Raw genomic sequence first — 16188 nt, 5'->3', positions numbered from 1 at the left:
ACATATTTAAATATTTATATCATGTATTAGTTAGTTCGTATTTATATCACTCTAAAACATCCACTTCGTCCACAATCCCGTCAGAATCCAGATCAATCCCTTCAACAACCTTTGCATTGATCTCCTTGTTGAACTTGTTTCCTTCGCATATCTCCTTGAAGTGCTTTATGAAAGCGAGCATCACTGCCTTTGTTCCCATGTACCTTTTTCCAGCTACCAGTAAAATGCTTTTTTTATTGTTAAACGGATTCTTGATCTTTTCAATGATTCCTGTTTCATCTGAATGATAGCTTTTGCCTGAAATCGAGGAAACAATGCGCCAGTTATTGGACTTATCAAATCTTATTGGCAGCTTTTCATTCAGCTGGCCGGTTACAGTATTCACCACAGGCCCGCCTATAATGATTAGGTTTTTTTGAAGGTCTTCTGCCCTTGCTTCAGTATCAAGCTTCACATTAAGCTCCGGCAGATAATTAAGAAAAGACCCTAGAAACAATGCCAAATCAATGCCGTAATAGCCGTCTCTTGACCTTGCTTTTTCAGGGCCGTGCGGATCAGGCGATCCGACAATTATAACGGCATTCAGCTGGCCTTCCTCGATAAAAGGCTCCAGGAACTCAGTTGGCTGCTTTTCAAAAGCAATCTTCTGCGTTGTCTGAAATTCCCTGAGCTTAATAACAAAAGCAGGCTCTACAACACTGTAAATGTTCGCAGATGCTCCCTGTATTGTCTCTGTCCTTGAAACTTCAATGATCCTTGCCTTTTCCAGCTTCCTGATGTGATAATAGACTTTCTGCTCATTAACCTTTAATTTTTTGGCTATTTCCATTGCATAAGATGGCTTTTTTGATATTTCCAAGGCGATCTTTTGAGCCAGCTGCGAGCTTAATGACTTTACCTGGCTAAAGCTCAGCTCCCTTGCAGGCAAAGATGCCACTTCTCCTTTTGATTTTTCAACAACAAACATATTATCCACTAAAAATTATTTTTTAATACTACTATAAATATTTTAGCAATGCTTATATATAAGCTTTTTGTTTCGCTATGCTTTACAACGAAAATCCAGCCATGGCGGAGACGAGGCAGGGGTTGCTCCCTACGGGATGCCGAGTAGGGCAAAACCGAGCAAAGCGAGGTTTTGACCGTCTCCTGCCATGGTTGGCTGGATTTTGTCAAAAATAAAACACATTCAATTAACAAAATTTTCAACTTAAAATGCAAGCAATAATATTGGCAGCAGGAAGCTCAACAAGAACATGGCCTTTGACAGTTACAATGCCGAAAAGCCTGCTTAAAATAGCAAATAAAAGCATTCTGGAGCATAATCTTGAGCAACTGGAAGGTATGATAGATGAAGCTATCCTAGTTGTCGGGTTCAAGGCAGAAATGATAAAAGCCGCATTCGGCAATAAATTCAAAAATATAACAATAAGGTATGTTGAGCAGAAAGATCAGCTTGGAACAGGCCATGCATTGCTGCAGGCAGAAAAATATGCAGAAGAAAGGTTCATTGTCCTCGTAGGGGATGACATGTTTTTCAGGGAAGATTTGTTGAAATTGAAATGTCGGAAATTTTCCACCGGTTTAAAACTGGTGGCAGAAAGCCAATCACATTCCAGATTGCAGAAAATTTCCGAGCATGATCAAGAACCACCTGGTGCGGTAAACAGCAGCAAAATTTCACCCATCTCTGATGGGCGGTTCTTGACAAATGAAAAATATGCATTATTGGCGCAGGAGGTTGAAAAGCCTGAGAATTTCGGATCGATAGAAGAGGAAAAAGGCTGTTTGAAAAGAATTGTTGAAAAATCTGCCAGTCCGCCTTCCAAATTGGCAAATGTTGGCTGTTATCTGTTGAGCAAGGCAATTTTCTCATTATTAAAACAGGTCAAAAAGTCAGAAAGAAACGAATATGAGCTGACTGATGCAATCAATGAGCTGGCAAGAAAAGAAAATCTCAAAGCGATAAACTCCCAGTATTGGATTCCCATAGGTTATCCCTGGGATTTGCTGAAGGCAAATGAGTTTTTATTGTCAAAAATTAAAAAATCCGAAATTGAAGGAGATATTGAAAAAAATGCAACAATAAAAGGCAATGTCATTGTTGGAAAAGGCGCAATAATAAAGAATGGGGCTTATATTGAAGGCCCCGTTGTCATAGGAGAAAACTGCGTCATTGGCCCTAATTGTTATATTAGGGCATCAACAAGCATAGGCGATAACTGCAAAATAGGCAACGCAGTTGAGATCAAGAATTCTATAATATACAATAACACGCATATTGCCCATCTTAGTTATGTGGGTGATTCTGTAATCGGGGAGAATGTTAATTTCGGGGCAGGAACGAAAATTGCAAATCTGAGGCACGACAATTCAAATATAAAATCAATGGTAAAAGGCCAGCTGATCGATACAGGAAGAAGAAAGCTTGGCGCAATAATCGGAAATGATGTCCACATAGGAATAAACACATCAATCTACCCTGGAAGAAAGATATGGAGTGGCAAAACAACATTGCCTGGAGAAATTGTAAAAGAGGATATCATTTAAATGTGCGGAATAATGGCTTACATAGGAAATGGGAATGCTGCTTCTGTTGTGGTTAATGGGCTAAAAAAATTAGAGTACAGGGGCTATGATTCATGGGGCATAGCCTTATTATCCGACGCAGGAATAGAAGTTGTGAAGAAAGTTGGAAAAATAGGGGATTTTTCAGGCGAATTAAATAAATGCAGCACAGCAATAGCACAAACAAGATGGGCGACGCATGGCGGTGTTAATGAAAGGAATGCGCATCCGCATTTATCCTGCGATAAGACAATTGCTGTTGTCCACAACGGCATTATAGAGAATTATAATGAGCTAAAAGCCATTTTAGAAGAAAAGCACAAATTCGTTTCGCAAACAGACACAGAAGTTATACCTCACTTAATTGAGGATGAATTAAAAAACAATGGTTTCGAGGAAGCAGTCAGAAGATCGCTTGCAAGGCTTGAAGGAACATTTGCAGTTGCTGTTCTGAATAAAGGCTGCAATGAGATAATATGCGCAAGAAAAGGCTCCCCTTTGGTCATCGGGCTTGGAGATGGCGAGTTATTTGCTGCATCAGATGTTACTGCTTTTTTAGAGCATACAAAAAAAGCCATATTCATGGAAGACGATGAAATGGCTGTATTGGGAAAAGCTGTAAAAATAACGAACTTTGTAACGAATAAGGAAATAAATAAAAAAATAGATATTATTGAGTGGGATGTTGAGCAGGCTCAGAAGGGAAATTACGAGCATTTCATGCTGAAGGAAATATGCGAGCAGCCAGGCATAATCGAGGACAACTTCAGGGGCAGGATCAGGCAGGATTCTGTAGTTTTTGATGAATTAAGGGATTTTGATATCGGGAATTTCAGCAGGATTGTCATTACAGCATGCGGAACAGCGCTTTATGCGGGAATGGTTGGCGAATATTTATTTGAAGAATTGGTGAAAATTCCTGTTGAAACTGAGTATGCCTCTGAGTTCAGGTATAGAGATCCAATAATAGATGAAAAAACACTGGTCATTGCGATAACGCAGAGCGGGGAAACAGCAGACACTCTTGGAGCAGTAAGAGAAGCTAAATCAAAAAAGGCTTTTGTCCTGTCAATAGTTAATGTTGTCGGATCAACCATAGCAAGGGAATCTGACATTGCGGTATACACGCGAGCAGGGCCGGAGATAGGCGTTGCATCGACAAAAGCGTTCACATCGCAGCTAACTGTTCTTTATTTATTGGCATTGTATTTTTCTGAAAAATTGGCCCTGATTAATAATGAAAATTTAAAGGAAAAAACAGAAGAGCTGAAAAAAATCCCGTTGATGATGAAAGAAATATTAGACGATGAGGATATTAAAAAATGCGCATTGAAATATTGCTGTAAGAATAATTTCCTTTACCTTGGCAGAGGCGCAAATTACCCTATCGCCATGGAAGGCGCATTGAAGCTGAAGGAAATATCATATATCCATGCTGAAGGCCAGAGCGCAGCTGAGATGAAGCACGGCCCGATAGCGCTGATTGACAATAACATGCCTGCTGTTTTTATAGCTGTAAAAGACAATACGTATGCCAAGATAATATCAAACATCGAGGAGGTTAAGGCAAGAGGCGGCATTGTTATAGCCATAACCGGCAATGATGGAAAAGAGGCAAAGCAGCTTGCAGACTATTTTATTGAAGTCCCTTCAACAAATGCATTATTGCAGCCGATATTGAATGTTGTTCCTCTGCAATTATTTGCATATTATATTGCAGACATAAGGGGGTGCGATATTGACAAGCCGAGGAATCTGGCAAAAAGCGTGACAGTGGAATAATGAAAACTAAAAAGATAGTTGCGATAGGCGGCGGCACAGGCCTGCCAATGGTGCTTGAGGGTTTGAAGAGCTATAATTGCGAACTGACAGCGATCGTGACTGTGACAGACTCAGGCAGGAGCTCAGGCGCTTTAAGGAAAGACTATAATGTGCTGCCTCCAGGCGACATAAGGAATTGTTTGATTGCATTGTCAGAGTCAGAGAAACTGCTGCAGGACTTGTTTCAGTATCGTTTTGAAAATGGGTGCTTGGAAGGCCACAGCTTTGGCAATTTGTTCATAGCCGCATTGAGCAAATTAACCGGCAGTTTTGAAGAGGCAGTAAAAGAAGCCAGCAAAATATTGAAAATTAAGGGCAAAGTTCTGCCATCGACTCTTGAAGATGTGCATATATGCGCTGAATTGGGAGACGGAACTATTTTAGAGCAGGAAGACGATATAACAAGAAGGCAGCAAAAGACAGACAATGATGCAAAAATAAAAAGGGTTTTTTTAAAGCCTGACAGAATAAATGCAAATACTGGGGCTGTCAGGGCGATTGAAGAGGCGGATTTGATTGTTATAGGCCCAGGAAGCGTTTATGTAAGCATTGTAACAAATCTTCTAATAAATGGGATACGAGAAGCGATTAAAAAAGCAAAAGCCAAAAAAATATACATCTGCAACATAATGACCCAGCCATTCCAGTCTGACAGCTTTAAGGCATCCGACCATATAAAAACAATCATAAAATACCTTGGCGAGAGTGTTCTGAATTATGCTGTACTGAATAACGGCGTTCCTTCTAAAGATCTTCTTGACCTGTACGCCGAAGAAAATGCATTCATGGTTGAGAATGACCTTGAGGAAATCAAAAAATTAAAGGCAACGCCCATTCTTGCAAACCTAATCGAGAAAACAGATAAGAAAAGAATACTCTGGGAGAAAAGTGATCTGCTGAGGCACGACAGCAAAAGGCTGGCGAAGATAATAATGGAATTGAGTTAATAGTTGATTAATAATGGTCTTGCATAAGCTACTTCATCTTATTTTTTCTTGTTGTTTTCAATTTTTTCAGTTTCAGCCCTATGCAATTCCTTATGCTTTTTTCCAAACTCCTTTAATGAAATTTGTTGATTAACTACCTCGGTATCTTCCATTTCATCAAAATATGCTTCAATAGCTCCTTTAACCAAGTATGTAGTTGGATTTCGTCCACCATAAAAGCAATTATTAATGTAACTGCCCTCAGATCGAATAACGAGGTATAGATCCTCTTCTCCAGGGAGTATTTTCCAAGCAGCTATTAATGCAGAACCACTTCCCTTTTTTTCATTGTTGATTGCTAACATTTCAGATTTTTCTGCAATATCAAGTGATTTTTCAAACAAAGACAATACAATGTCAGAAACATCACTTTTTTTATTTCGCGGGATTATGTCTAAAACATTGTTTAAGAAGCTAAGATCATTTGTTAAAAATTCACTTCGATATTTTTTGCGCGTATCTTCTCTTAACCAGCGAGATTCAGTATCTAGAAGTTCACAAATTCGACTATATGCGTCACTAACATATTTAGTATATTCTGCAAGCTTATTGAGTTCATCTAACACCCTATCATCACAAAATATAAAATCCTCATGCATTATTTAAATCTTACGATTTTATTACTATAAAAAGATAAAACATATATTTTAATAGTAAAAATTTTAACCTGCATAATACCTGATTTGATAATTTACTCTGGTCACTTTTAGAACAAACCGAAAGAGATTTATATACTTTCAATAGTATATGGTTATCATAAATGATAACTATGGTGATTTGAAAGTGAGAAAAATAGAACTAATAAAAGAGCTTAAGCGCACATAGGTGTATAAAAAACCATGAAAACAGAATTATCTGCCTTGGAGCTGCATTATCTGGCTGAAGAGTTTGATGTTTTAATAAATGGCAGAATAGACCAGATCTACCATCCTGACAGCAATGAAGTAATACTGCAGTTCCATGTTCCATCGCTTGGAAGGAAGATATTAAGGATTTTGCTGCCGCATTTCATTTACCTGACTGATGAGAAAAAAGAAAATCCTGAGAAGATAAGCGGATTCTGCCAGTTCTTAAGAAAAAGGCTTGAAAACGCCAAGTTAAAGGTGATAAAACAGAAGAATTCAGAAAGGATTCTGGAATTTATGTTTGAAGCAAAGGAAGGAAAAATAATCTTGATTGTTGAACTGTTCAGCAAAGGAAATATAATAATCTGCGATGAAAATTACAATATTCTCTCTGTCCTTGAAAACCGGGAGTTTAAAGACAGGGTCTTGAAGCACGGCGTGAAATACGAATTTCCAAAGAATATAAAGGATTTTTTTGATTTGAGCTTTGAAAGTTTTAAAGAGATTGTTAAAAAATCTGAGAAAGACATTGTCAAAACGCTTGCAGCAGACATTGGCTTGGGCGGCTTGTTTTCTGAAGAGATCCTCATATTGTCTAAAATTGATAAAAACAAGAAAGAATTAAGTGAAAATGAGATGAAAGCGCTATTTTCAAATTTTAAGAAGCTATTTTCCAGAAAATCAGAGCCAAGAATAATCTATAAAGATGATATGCCTGTTGACATTGTTCCTTTTGACCTTGAAAAATACAGGGATTTCGAGCATAAGCAAGTTAATGCCTTTAATGAAGCAATTGACTCTGTTATAACAAAAGGCCTCATTACAGAGTCCATAAAGCCGTCAAAAAAGAGCAGGGAAATGGAAAAATTGAATACTTTAATACAGAAGCAGGAAGAGCAGGTCAAAGAGCTTGAAAAAGAGGCTGAGGAAAACCAGAAAAAAGGCGAGTTCATTTATGAGAATTACCAAAAGGTGAAAGATATCCTTGAAGCAATGATCAAGGCAAGGGAAAAGTATTCCTGGAAAGAGATCATGGAAAAGGCCAAAGGGAACAAGATCATAAAAGAGATCAATGAAGCAAAAGGGGAGGTTGTGGTGGAGATATGAGTATGTTAATGTATGCGATCAATGTTAAGCTCTTTTACATTACATAGTGGAGCAAAAAGAAAATAATAGGAACTTTTTTATATTAAATGTAATAAACTAGAATAGTAGGTGTATAAAATGGTGCAGTCAAGATTAATAGAAGAACAAAATAGCCATCCTAAAATATCTAAACTATTTTTAGATTCAGAAAAGATAGTATTACATCATGGAGATACGCTTGAATTCTTAAAAACTATTCCTGATAATACGTTCAAGTTAATAATAAGTTCTCCTCCCTATAATATTGGAAAAGTGTACGAACAAAGAACGGAATTAATGAAATATCTCCAAGTCCAAGAGAATATTATTAAGGAGCTAGTGAGAGTTTTGAAAAATGATGGAAGTATATGTTGGGAAGTTGGAAATTATGTTGAAAATGGAGAAGTGTTTCCACTGGACATATATTATTATGGCTTATTCAAAGATAATGGTCTAAAATTACGAAATCGAATAATATGGCACTTTGGTCATGGGTTACACGCACATAGGAGATTGTCCGGTAGATATGAATCAATCCTCTGGTTTACAAAATCAAATAAATATACTTTTAACTTAGATGATATAAGGGTTCCATCAAAATATCCTGGAAAACGAAACTGGAAAGGAATAAACAAGGGAAAACCTTCTGGTAATCCTCTTGGAAAGAATCCTTCAGATTTTTGGGAAGCGTTAAAAAATGACTGGGAAGAACTACTTTGGGATATCCCGAATGTCAAAGCACAACATCCTGAAAAAACGATTCATCCTTGTCAATTCCCAATAGAACTTGTCGAGAGATGCATACTAGCTTTAACTAATAAAGAGGATTGGGTTTTCGATCCTTATGCGGGTGTGAGTAGTGCACTTCTGGCCGCATTGATACATGATAGAAAAGCTGCAGGAGTTGAAAAGGAAAAAGAATATATAGACATAGGCATTAGTAGAATTAATGAACTTTATGAAGGGAACTTAAGAAAGAGGCCCCTTGGTAAACCCGTTTATCAACCTAACGGAAAGGAAAAAGTATCTCAAATTCCAAAAGAATGGATAGTGGAGGGATTAGTATGAAAATATTAGGAATTTATTCTTTTAAAAATGGAGAAGAAATAATTAATAAGAAATATTCAAAGGAACTAAAAGAGATTAAGGAGGTAATTTCCAAAATTAATGCTGAAAACTATTTGACCAAAGAAAGTAAAGAGAAAACAATGCCCGGCGAGATGCTGTATAGTCCTGTAGAACTTAATAAGGCATTTAAAGACGAGTTCTCAAAACTTGGATGGAAAAATCATAAGATAACATGTGATTACCCTAAAAAATTTTATGTTGAAGGTTATACTACCAAAAGTCCAAAAAATCCACCATATAGGGATATGGACTTTGTAAAAAATAGATTAGGGGTGGAAGTGCAATTTGGCAAGTATTCGTTCATGGTCTATAATGTTTGTGCAAAAATGACAATATTCAATAAATTGAATATTATTGATGTTGGAGTTGAAATTGTACCAATTAAAGAATTGGCAAATATGATGTCAACAGGTGTTTCATATTTTGAACAGTTTGTATGGGACTTAGAGAAAAGAGGCATAGCTGATATTGATATACCGGTGTTGATCCTCGGTATTGGAAAATAATTATTTGATCTGTTTTAACAAATGATTTAATTCTTCGACTAATAGTTCTATTTTCTTAGGTTTTTTAATTTATCTTTTGAGATGAATGATAACTCTTCTCTAGACATAGAGTTCAAAGAATCCATTAATTCTTCAATAATTTCCATAAATTCGTAATCTTCTTCTCCCATCGATGTCTTATACAATATATAGCTGCTTTCTGGCTTCTTAAACATACCATTACAAATCACGCAAAAAGCAAAAATTTAAATAGTTTGTAATGGTAATGATCTGTATGAGAGTGTTAAAGCGGAGAACCGGCAATAAAGAATACTATTATCTGCAGCATTCCTTCAGGAGAAAAGGCAGGGTAGTGACAAAAGAAAAATATCTTGGCAAAGCAATACCTGAAAACATAGAAAATCTAAAGAAGGCTTTTCTCGAAGAGTGCTATGAGAGCGGCCTGTTCGGGCTTTTTGAAAAAATAAAAAAGGGGTTTCAGAAAGAATGGCAAAGATACCCTGAGTCAATAAAAGAGAAGGCAGAGGAGCAGATTGCGATAGCTTTCACATACAACACAAATGCCATTGAAGGCTCAACAATAACGCTTGAGGAAACAAGTGAATTGGTAGAGCATAAAATAGCCCCGAATAAGCCGATGAGAGAGGTAAAAGAAACTGAATCGCATGTAAAGCTTTTTTTGGGCATACTTAAAAAAAGAGATAAATTTTCCATTCGGCTTATTCTGAAATGGCACAAGGGCGTATTTCAAGATACAAAACAGGACATCGCAGGAAGATTTCGCGATTATCTTGTCAGGGTGGCTGCCTACCTTGCTCCAGACTGGCAGGATGTAAGGCGTTTAATGGGAGATTTTGTTAAATTTTATAATAGGAATAAAGGAATGAATGCAGTTGAGCTGGCGGCAAGAATGCATTATAAGTTTGAGAAAATACACCCATTCGGAGATGGGAATGGAAGGATTGGCAGGCTTATAATGAACTATATTTTATGGCATAACGGCTGCCCTATGCTCATAATCGAGTATAAAAAGAGAAGATCCTACTATAAGGCGCTGCAAAAAGGCGAAGATGGCTTTTTCAATTATTTTGTCAGAAGGTATTTGAAAGTGCACAGCAAATACCTGAAAGAATAACGAAAATCGCACTAATCCCCAGACTAAAGTCTAGAGTATTTAATCATGCGATTTTCGGGATTGAAAATTGTCGGACTAAAGTCCGAGGTATTAAACCACAACAATTTTCAATAAAAAAAGTTTGGACAGCTTTCCCGGTTTCCCATGTATGAGCACAGTACACCCAGAAACGGTGGCTTGCTTAACTGCGGAGTTCGAGATGGGATCCGGTGAACCAAGCCCCTATGACCGTCCAATAGGGAGAAATAGCTGTTTATTTATAAGTTTTTCTCTTGTGTTCTTTAAATGCACCCTAACGATCCTTATACCCGAACAGCTTATTGTACTGCTTATGATCAACTATATTCAAAACAAAAAGAAATATCTCGACAGTGCTCCCTTCGATAGTATACAGCATTCTCCAGTAATTTGATAGCTCAACCCTGTACAAGTTCTGGATTCCCATTCTTTTAAGCTCTTCGGGGATTAATTCCTTGCTTATGGGATTGCCATATTGCGGATTGTCTTTAAGGATATTCTTGACCCTTTCAAAGGAATTCAAAATAGACAGCGCTTCTTTATCAGTTCTTTTCTTTAATGCAAGATAGGCTTCTTTTCCCTGCCATTTCAATAATATCCTGACCTCTTTTCCTGCAAACAATTTATACCTCTAATGATCCTTCCATCATGCTTCTCAGATGCTCTGGCGTAGAATAAATCCACTGAACTCCTCTGGGCCCATAAATTATTTTTCCGCTTCTCCAAAGGTATTCAAGAATTAACTTCAAAGTTTGGTGCATGACCTGCCTTGGAAGCATCTTTCGCAGTTCAGAAATCTGCAAAGGCGCATCTCTGTGCTTTTCAAGAAAGTCCTCTACCATCAACACAGTATTCAAATTAGGATATCTTAATATTTTACTGTCTTTCTTTTCAATTAGTTCATCTTTAGTAAGTTTTAAGGTTTGCATTTTTATCACTTTTTAATATCAATCGATATATGTATAATATCAAAGTATATATAAATCTTTCGTTTTTTATTATGATTTTAAAAAGCCAACAATATCTTTCTTCGTATGTATATGCGTTTCCTTCTGGCTGCTTAAATGCCCCTGCAAAAGCCCTTTCAAAGCCAAAACAGGAAAAACGTCTTTCTCAAGGCTTGCTCCGCTGTATTCCATGATCTCAGGCTCTGCAGCAAAGATCGAGCTGAATCCGATGTAAATGTCGCTCTGCTTCGGCTTCTGCACAAATTCAAGTATCTTTTCTCCCTCCATTCTTACAACTCCTTTTTTTGACGGTGTGGGAGAGGTTGTGAGCATAAGTGTTGCAATGCTTCTGCGCCTCAGATGGTCATTCCAGAGCTCTTCAATGTTTATTTTGTCAAATATTATGTCAGAATAGACAACTAAAAAATTGTTTTTTATCTTTCCCCTTAGCAGCCTTAATGAATCTGCTGTTCCGCTGGCTTCTTTTTCCTCAACATAGCTTATTTTCATGCCGTATAAGCTTCCGTCTCCTATAAGGTCAAAAACCCTGCTCATTATATTGTGCCTTGCAATGAAGAATATTGTTTTAAAGCCGTTTTCCTTTAATTTCTTGATCGCCATTTCAATGACAGCGCTGTTATTGATCTTTGCAGTCATTCTGTATTCCCTGCCAAGTTTCAGATCCTCTTCGCTGCCGCCTGCAAGTATGACAGCCACCCTATTCTCCCCAAGAGAGCTATTCACAAGAAACTCCATTGCCTGGCTCCTGTTCCTGATATAAATATTGTCAATTATGGAGTCTATCTCTTTCAATGTTTTCTCGTTTATTGTAATGCTTATTTTCTTTTTCATTGTTGTTACAAGCCCACATACATATTGCACAAAAAAATCCAGCCATGGTGCCGACTAGGGAGGGGATGCTCCCTGCGGGAAACCCGAGTAGGACAAAACACGAAGTTTTGTCCGTAGGCACCATGGTTGGCTGGATTTTTTCGATTTGCCAATGAAATAACCTTCCAATATTTAAATTTATCGCATAAAGTAGGATAATGGTAAGATATTTAAAGACTCTCGATTTTCAAAGCAAGCATGGGCATTTCAATAATTGGAGCAGGCTATGTTGGCTTAATACAGGGAGCAGGGCTGGCCAAACTGGGAAATAATGTAATCCTTGTAGATGTTGATCAGAACAAAGTGGATAAAATAAACATGAAAGATCCGCCTATATACGAAAAAGGCCTGAAAGAATTACTGCAAGAGGTTGTTCCAAAAAGCTTAACAGCATCAACAGAACTGAAAAAAGCAATAAATAACACAAAAATAACATTCATCTGCGTCGGAACGCCTTCAAAAAAAGAAGGCAGCATTATTCTGAATCAATTAGAAACTGTTTCAATGGAAATCGGAAAAATCCTTAAAAACAAGAAAGACAAGCATCTTATTGTCATAAAAAGCACAGTTGTTCCTGAAACATGCGAAAAAACTGTAATTCCGATTTTAGAAAAGTATTCCGGAAAAAAATTCGGAAGGGATTTTGGCATTGCAATGAACCCTGAATTCCTGAAAGAAGGCTCTGCATTGGATGATTTCTTCAGCCCTGACAGGATTGTAATTGGAAGCGCAGACAAAAAGTCAATTGAAACATTAAAGCAGCTTTACAAAAATTTCAAATGCCCCGTACTTGAAACATCTTTCAGGGAAGCTGAAATGATAAAATACGCAAGCAACGCTTTCCTTGCAACAAAGATATCCTTCATAAATGAAATAGGCAATGTCTGCAAAAGAATAGGAATAGACACAAATATTGTTGCAAAAGGCATTGGCTTTGACAAGAGAATCAATCCGTATTTCTTAAGATCAGGAATCGGGTTTGGCGGCTCATGTTTCCCGAAAGATGTTGTTGCTTTGATCTATAAGGCAACAGAGCGCGGCTATCATCCGAGATTATTGAGGGCGGTTTTGGATGTAAATAAAGAGCAGCCATTGAAATTACTGGAAATAATAGAAAAGCACAGCATAAAAAACAAGAAAATAGCAATTTTAGGATTGACATTTAAGTCCGGAACAGATGATATAAGGGAAAGCCCTGCATTAAGCATAATAAAGGAGCTTTTGATTGAGGAGCCAAAGCTTTATCTTTATGATCCGATGGCCATGGAAAATGTAAGAAGAATTTTTCCCCATCTGAATTATGCAAAGACAGCGCAGGAAGCTGTTGACAGGGCAGATATTGTGCTGATACTGACAGAATGGCCTGAATTCAGAGATCTCAGCTATGGGGACAAGCCGGTGATAGACGGCAAGAATGTTTTTAATGAAAAAAAGCCAAAGAATTACGAAGGAATATGCTGGTAAAAATGAAAGCAATTATTCTTGCAGCCGGTTACGCAACGAGACTGTATCCGCTGACATTAAACAAGCCAAAAACACTTCTTCTCATAGGAAACAAGCCAATGCTCAATTACATTATTGAAAAAATAGAGCAGATAAATGAAGTAGACATAATTTACATCATAACCAATAATAAGTTTTTTAACCAATTCTCTGAATGGTCAAAAACATATAAATCAAAAAAACAGGTAAAAATACTGAATGACAATACAAACTCAAATGAAAACCGCTTGGGCGCAATAGGCGATGTGGATTTTTTAATAAACAGGGAAAAGATAGATGATGACATTATTGTCATAGGCAGCGATAATATGTTTGAATTTGATCTGAGAAACATTATTGCTTTTTACAAGACAAAAAATGCGCCTGTTACAGCATTATATGATGTGAAAACAAAGGAAAGGGCAAAGCTTTACGGCGTTGTTTCAATAGACAAAAAGAATAAAATAATGAGCTTCAAGGAAAAGCCGCAGGATCCGGAATCAACATTGATCTCAACATGCATTTATATTTATCCAAGAAGATGCTTATACAGAATAAAAGAATTTCTGGAAGAGAAGAGTTTGCCTGACAAGCCAGGATCATTAGTCGAATGGCTTCACAAAAAAGAAGATGTTTATGGCTATTCATTCACAGGCGAATGGTTTGATATAGGCACATTTGAAGAGCTGGAGATGGTGAGAAAAAGATATGCTTAAACCCTTTCTCTCCAATAATCAAGAAGATCCTTCAATGTCTGCTCGAATTCTATTGTCTGCTCCCATCCAGTCTGCTTTACAAACTTGGAATTGTCGCCAATTAAGATCATCACATCGCTCGGCCTCATTCTTGAAGGATCCTGTTGCACTTTTATTTTTATCTTTGAAAAGCTAAGCAAAAGATCGAGCACTTCCTGTATCTTGTGGCCTTTTCCAGAGCATATATTGTAAATCTCTCCTGGAATGCCCTTTTCAGCAGCAAGCAGATAGGCATTGACCATGTCGCGGACATCTGTAAAGTCCCTTACTGCAGTCAGATTTCCGACAAAAATAACTGGATCTTTTTTGCCTTTTTCAATTTCTACAATCTGCTTTGAAAAATTAGATGTTACAAATACTTCGCCTCTCCTCGGACCGGTATGGTTGAAGCCTCGCGTTCTGATGATTTTCAATCCATATGATTTGAAATACTGGTAGCCGAGCATGTCTTCAGCAACCTTGGAAACTCCGTAAGGGCTTAATGGCCTTAATTGGTGTGTTTCTTTTATCGGAATTTCATCCTGTTTAACCTCGCCATATTCCTCGGATGAGCAGGCAATCTGTATTACGGGGCTTATATTTGCTCTCCTTACAGCTTCCAGAAGATTTATAGTGCCGATTACATTTGTCTCCATTGTATCTGCCGGAGAAACCCAGGATGCCTGGACAAATGACTGGGCAGCAAGATGAAAGATATAATCAGGCTTCGCTTCCTTGATCACCTTATCCATGCTGTGGGAATCGCGCATGTCAGCTTCAATCAGCTTTATCTTGCTTTTGATGTGATCAATATTCTCAGTCTTGCTTCTCCATCTTGAAGTTCCGAAAACTTCATGGCCTTTCTTAAGCAAAAGCTCAGCCAGATGGCTGCCTGCAAATCCTGTTATTCCAGTGATCAAGCATCTCATAATACCACCAGCCTGAAAGTCATCCACTGATATTTAAATTTAATGAATTACTTCTGTCAACTCGCAGCCTATTTAGGGAGACTCGGGCAAAAATTATATTTGTTTGTGCGAAATGCTGTCATTACAGTATAATCCTTGATTATGTCTGAGAAATTAATTTTCACCTCCCTTAAAAGATGCCTGAATTCACCCTGATTTTCAACATCAAGGTCTATCTCAAAATTCCATGGCCCTAATGTTGTACAAAAGTACCAAATGTTACTTTGCATCCTGCAATATTCATGCAATCTTCTTTCTTTTTCTGCATTTAAGTTTTGAAGGGAAATCAGCAATTTGTAATGAATATATGGATAAGACTCTTCATTTGGAACAATATTATAGTTCTGTATAATGCCTGTGCTTTCCAATTTTTTTATCCTCTTATAGATGGCATCAGCGGATAAATTCAGCTCATTGGCAATGTCAACTGATGAAACCCTTGCATCATTCCCGAGTTCAAGGAGGATTTTCTTGTCTGTTACGTCAATTTTAAAGGGAAAGGGAGTTGAGCCAAAGAAAAATTTCCTTTTTGTATGGCTTTTTTTATTGACCAAATAGTCCCGGACGCAATACTCCCCCCGGATTATTGTAGCCATCTGCCTCTCAGCGATATACCCTTCAAACTTCGCCTCCATTTCTTTTAAAGATTCTGCCAATTCCTCGACATTTTTTGCCCAAATGCTGACTGCAATATCGAATTTGCCGTCATAACTGGCAGAATAAATGACATTTGGATTTTCCTGCACGAACCTGATAAATTCCTGCTCTTTTAAAACTTCGGCGATGGCGCTTTTGATTTTTTTTCTATTAACAATATAACGACTCTCCGTATAAAGGAGAACATTTACTTTGTTTGGCATTTTATCTAAATTTTCCTTTTGACCGTCGGGCTTCTTCTCGTTCGAGCTTTCGCTTGAGGGAGGGCTTTTGATAAAATTCTCTTTTTTTAAGTTCTGCTAAAATTCCCTCATTAAAAACCTTTTTGGTAAATTTTCTAATTAAAGAGTCCGTAGTTTCTCCCGGGGTTTTTTTGA

The 16188-nt window shown here is 37.5% G+C and carries 17 protein-coding genes and 1 rRNA gene; 9 read left to right on the top strand and 9 right to left on the bottom strand.

The genetic code is table 11. The features are described from left to right. Positions 1-46: 46 nt before the first annotated feature. Entirely contained in the window at positions 47-976 is a 930-nt protein-coding gene (locus tag HYU07_02055; protein MBI2128998.1) for an S-layer protein, read from the bottom strand. A gap of 239 nt (positions 977-1215) precedes the next feature. Here HYU07_02055 and HYU07_02050 point away from each other — a divergent pair, with 239 nt between their 5' ends. The 3 genes from HYU07_02050 to HYU07_02040 are packed head-to-tail and all read left to right on the top strand — an operon-like array spanning position 1216 to position 5336. Continuing rightward, positions 1216-2550 carry an NTP transferase domain-containing protein gene (locus HYU07_02050; GenBank protein MBI2128997.1) on the top strand — a complete coding sequence of 445 codons (1335 nt, stop codon included), beginning with the start codon at positions 1216-1218 and terminating at the stop codon, positions 2548-2550. Continuing rightward, entirely contained in the window at positions 2551-4350 is a 1800-nt protein-coding gene (gene glmS / locus HYU07_02045) for a glutamine--fructose-6-phosphate transaminase (isomerizing) (protein ID MBI2128996.1), read from the top strand. Next, positions 4350-5336, top strand: a complete 987-nt coding sequence (locus HYU07_02040; protein ID MBI2128995.1) for a YvcK family protein — start codon at positions 4350-4352, stop codon at positions 5334-5336. The genes glmS and HYU07_02040 overlap by 1 nt, the downstream gene beginning before the upstream one ends. Before the next feature lie 38 nt (positions 5337-5374). On the opposite strand, the gene HYU07_02035 is transcribed toward HYU07_02040, so the two are convergent. Beyond that, a complete protein-coding gene (locus tag HYU07_02035) occupies positions 5375-5974 on the bottom strand; it encodes a hypothetical protein (GenBank protein MBI2128994.1) in 600 nt (199 codons plus the stop codon). 240 nt (positions 5975-6214) lie between these two features. On the opposite strand from HYU07_02035, the gene HYU07_02030 reads away from it, so the two are divergent. From HYU07_02030 to HYU07_02015, 4 genes are all read left to right on the top strand, one after another. Then, the gene (locus HYU07_02030) at positions 6215-7327 is read left to right on the top strand and encodes an NFACT family protein (protein MBI2128993.1); all 1113 of its coding nucleotides are present in this window, start codon (positions 6215-6217) and stop codon (positions 7325-7327) included. Between the two features lie 117 nt (positions 7328-7444). Beyond that, complete coding sequence (locus HYU07_02025; protein ID MBI2128992.1) at positions 7445-8413, top strand: site-specific DNA-methyltransferase; 969 nt, start codon at positions 7445-7447, stop codon at positions 8411-8413. Further along, positions 8410-8979: a restriction endonuclease gene (locus HYU07_02020; GenBank protein ID MBI2128991.1), complete on the top strand. Its 570-nt coding sequence runs from the start codon at positions 8410-8412 to the stop codon at positions 8977-8979. Before HYU07_02025 ends, HYU07_02020 begins: the two co-directional genes overlap by 4 nt. A 274-nt stretch (positions 8980-9253) precedes the next feature. After that, complete coding sequence (locus HYU07_02015) at positions 9254-10114, top strand: Fic family protein (protein MBI2128990.1); 861 nt, start codon at positions 9254-9256, stop codon at positions 10112-10114. A 120-nt stretch (positions 10115-10234) separates the two neighbouring features. Here HYU07_02015 and rrf read toward each other — a convergent pair. The 4 genes from rrf to HYU07_01995 form a co-directional block, all read right to left on the bottom strand. Beyond that, positions 10235-10350: ribosomal RNA gene (gene rrf / locus HYU07_02010) — 5S ribosomal RNA — on the bottom strand. 56 nt (positions 10351-10406) lie between these two features. Beyond that, a complete protein-coding gene (locus tag HYU07_02005; protein ID MBI2128989.1) occupies positions 10407-10754 on the bottom strand; it encodes a hypothetical protein in 348 nt (115 codons plus the stop codon). A gap of 1 nt (position 10755) precedes the next feature. Further along, entirely contained in the window at positions 10756-10974 is a 219-nt protein-coding gene (locus HYU07_02000; GenBank protein ID MBI2128988.1) for a hypothetical protein, read from the bottom strand. 156 nt (positions 10975-11130) lie between these two features. After that, positions 11131-11931, bottom strand: coding sequence for a hypothetical protein (locus HYU07_01995; protein ID MBI2128987.1), 801 nt, complete (start codon positions 11929-11931; stop codon positions 11131-11133). A gap of 237 nt (positions 11932-12168) precedes the next feature. On the opposite strand from HYU07_01995, the gene HYU07_01990 reads away from it, so the two are divergent. Both HYU07_01990 and HYU07_01985 read left to right on the top strand, forming a co-directional pair. Beyond that, the gene (locus tag HYU07_01990; protein MBI2128986.1) at positions 12169-13434 is read left to right on the top strand and encodes a UDP-glucose/GDP-mannose dehydrogenase family protein; all 1266 of its coding nucleotides are present in this window, start codon (positions 12169-12171) and stop codon (positions 13432-13434) included. A gap of 2 nt (positions 13435-13436) precedes the next feature. Then, positions 13437-14168, top strand: a complete 732-nt coding sequence (locus HYU07_01985; GenBank protein MBI2128985.1) for a nucleotidyltransferase family protein — start codon at positions 13437-13439, stop codon at positions 14166-14168. Here HYU07_01985 and HYU07_01980 read toward each other — a convergent pair. The 3 genes from HYU07_01980 to rpsU all read right to left on the bottom strand — a co-directional run. Further along, complete coding sequence (locus tag HYU07_01980) at positions 14165-15115, bottom strand: GDP-mannose 4,6-dehydratase (protein MBI2128984.1); 951 nt, start codon at positions 15113-15115, stop codon at positions 14165-14167. The genes HYU07_01985 and HYU07_01980 overlap by 4 nt on opposite strands. 68 nt (positions 15116-15183) lie before the next feature. Further along, entirely contained in the window at positions 15184-16014 is an 831-nt protein-coding gene (locus HYU07_01975) for an Lrp/AsnC family transcriptional regulator (protein MBI2128983.1), read from the bottom strand. A gap of 1 nt (position 16015) precedes the next feature. Beyond that, positions 16016-16188: 30S ribosomal protein S21 (rpsU, locus tag HYU07_01970; protein ID MBI2128982.1), on the bottom strand; the 173-nt coding region annotated here is incomplete at its 5' end.

It is taken from the genome of Candidatus Woesearchaeota archaeon, from assembly GCA_016180285.1.
In the GTDB taxonomy this organism is placed as follows: domain Archaea; phylum Nanobdellota; class Nanobdellia; order Woesearchaeales; family JACPBO01; genus JACPBO01.
The sequence above is the reverse complement of the archived record's forward strand: the minus strand, read 5'-3'. Positions and strand labels throughout refer to the sequence as shown.

Excerpts from the sequence above, each read along its gene's own strand:
- HYU07_02050 (MBI2128997.1), top strand. The coding sequence starts at position 1,216 with ATGCAAGCAATAATATTGGCAGCAGGAAGCTCAACAAGAACATGGCCT.
- glmS (MBI2128996.1), top strand. The coding sequence starts at position 2,551 with ATGTGCGGAATAATGGCTTACATAGGAAATGGGAATGCTGCTTCTGTT.
- HYU07_02040 (MBI2128995.1), top strand. The coding sequence starts at position 4,350 with ATGAAAACTAAAAAGATAGTTGCGATAGGCGGCGGCACAGGCCTGCCA.
- HYU07_02035 (MBI2128994.1), bottom strand. The coding sequence starts at position 5,974 with ATGCATGAGGATTTTATATTTTGTGATGATAGGGTGTTAGATGAACTC.
- HYU07_02030 (MBI2128993.1), top strand. The coding sequence starts at position 6,215 with ATGAAAACAGAATTATCTGCCTTGGAGCTGCATTATCTGGCTGAAGAG.
- HYU07_02025 (MBI2128992.1), top strand. The coding sequence starts at position 7,445 with ATGGTGCAGTCAAGATTAATAGAAGAACAAAATAGCCATCCTAAAATA.
- HYU07_02020 (MBI2128991.1), top strand. The coding sequence starts at position 8,410 with ATGAAAATATTAGGAATTTATTCTTTTAAAAATGGAGAAGAAATAATT.
- HYU07_02015 (MBI2128990.1), top strand. The coding sequence starts at position 9,254 with ATGAGAGTGTTAAAGCGGAGAACCGGCAATAAAGAATACTATTATCTG.
- HYU07_02000 (MBI2128988.1), bottom strand. The coding sequence starts at position 10,974 with ATGGTAGAGGACTTTCTTGAAAAGCACAGAGATGCGCCTTTGCAGATT.
- HYU07_01995 (MBI2128987.1), bottom strand. The coding sequence starts at position 11,931 with ATGAAAAAGAAAATAAGCATTACAATAAACGAGAAAACATTGAAAGAG.
- HYU07_01990 (MBI2128986.1), top strand. The coding sequence starts at position 12,169 with ATGGGCATTTCAATAATTGGAGCAGGCTATGTTGGCTTAATACAGGGA.
- HYU07_01985 (MBI2128985.1), top strand. The coding sequence starts at position 13,437 with ATGAAAGCAATTATTCTTGCAGCCGGTTACGCAACGAGACTGTATCCG.
- HYU07_01980 (MBI2128984.1), bottom strand. The coding sequence starts at position 15,115 with ATGAGATGCTTGATCACTGGAATAACAGGATTTGCAGGCAGCCATCTG.
- HYU07_01975 (MBI2128983.1), bottom strand. The coding sequence starts at position 16,014 with ATGCCAAACAAAGTAAATGTTCTCCTTTATACGGAGAGTCGTTATATT.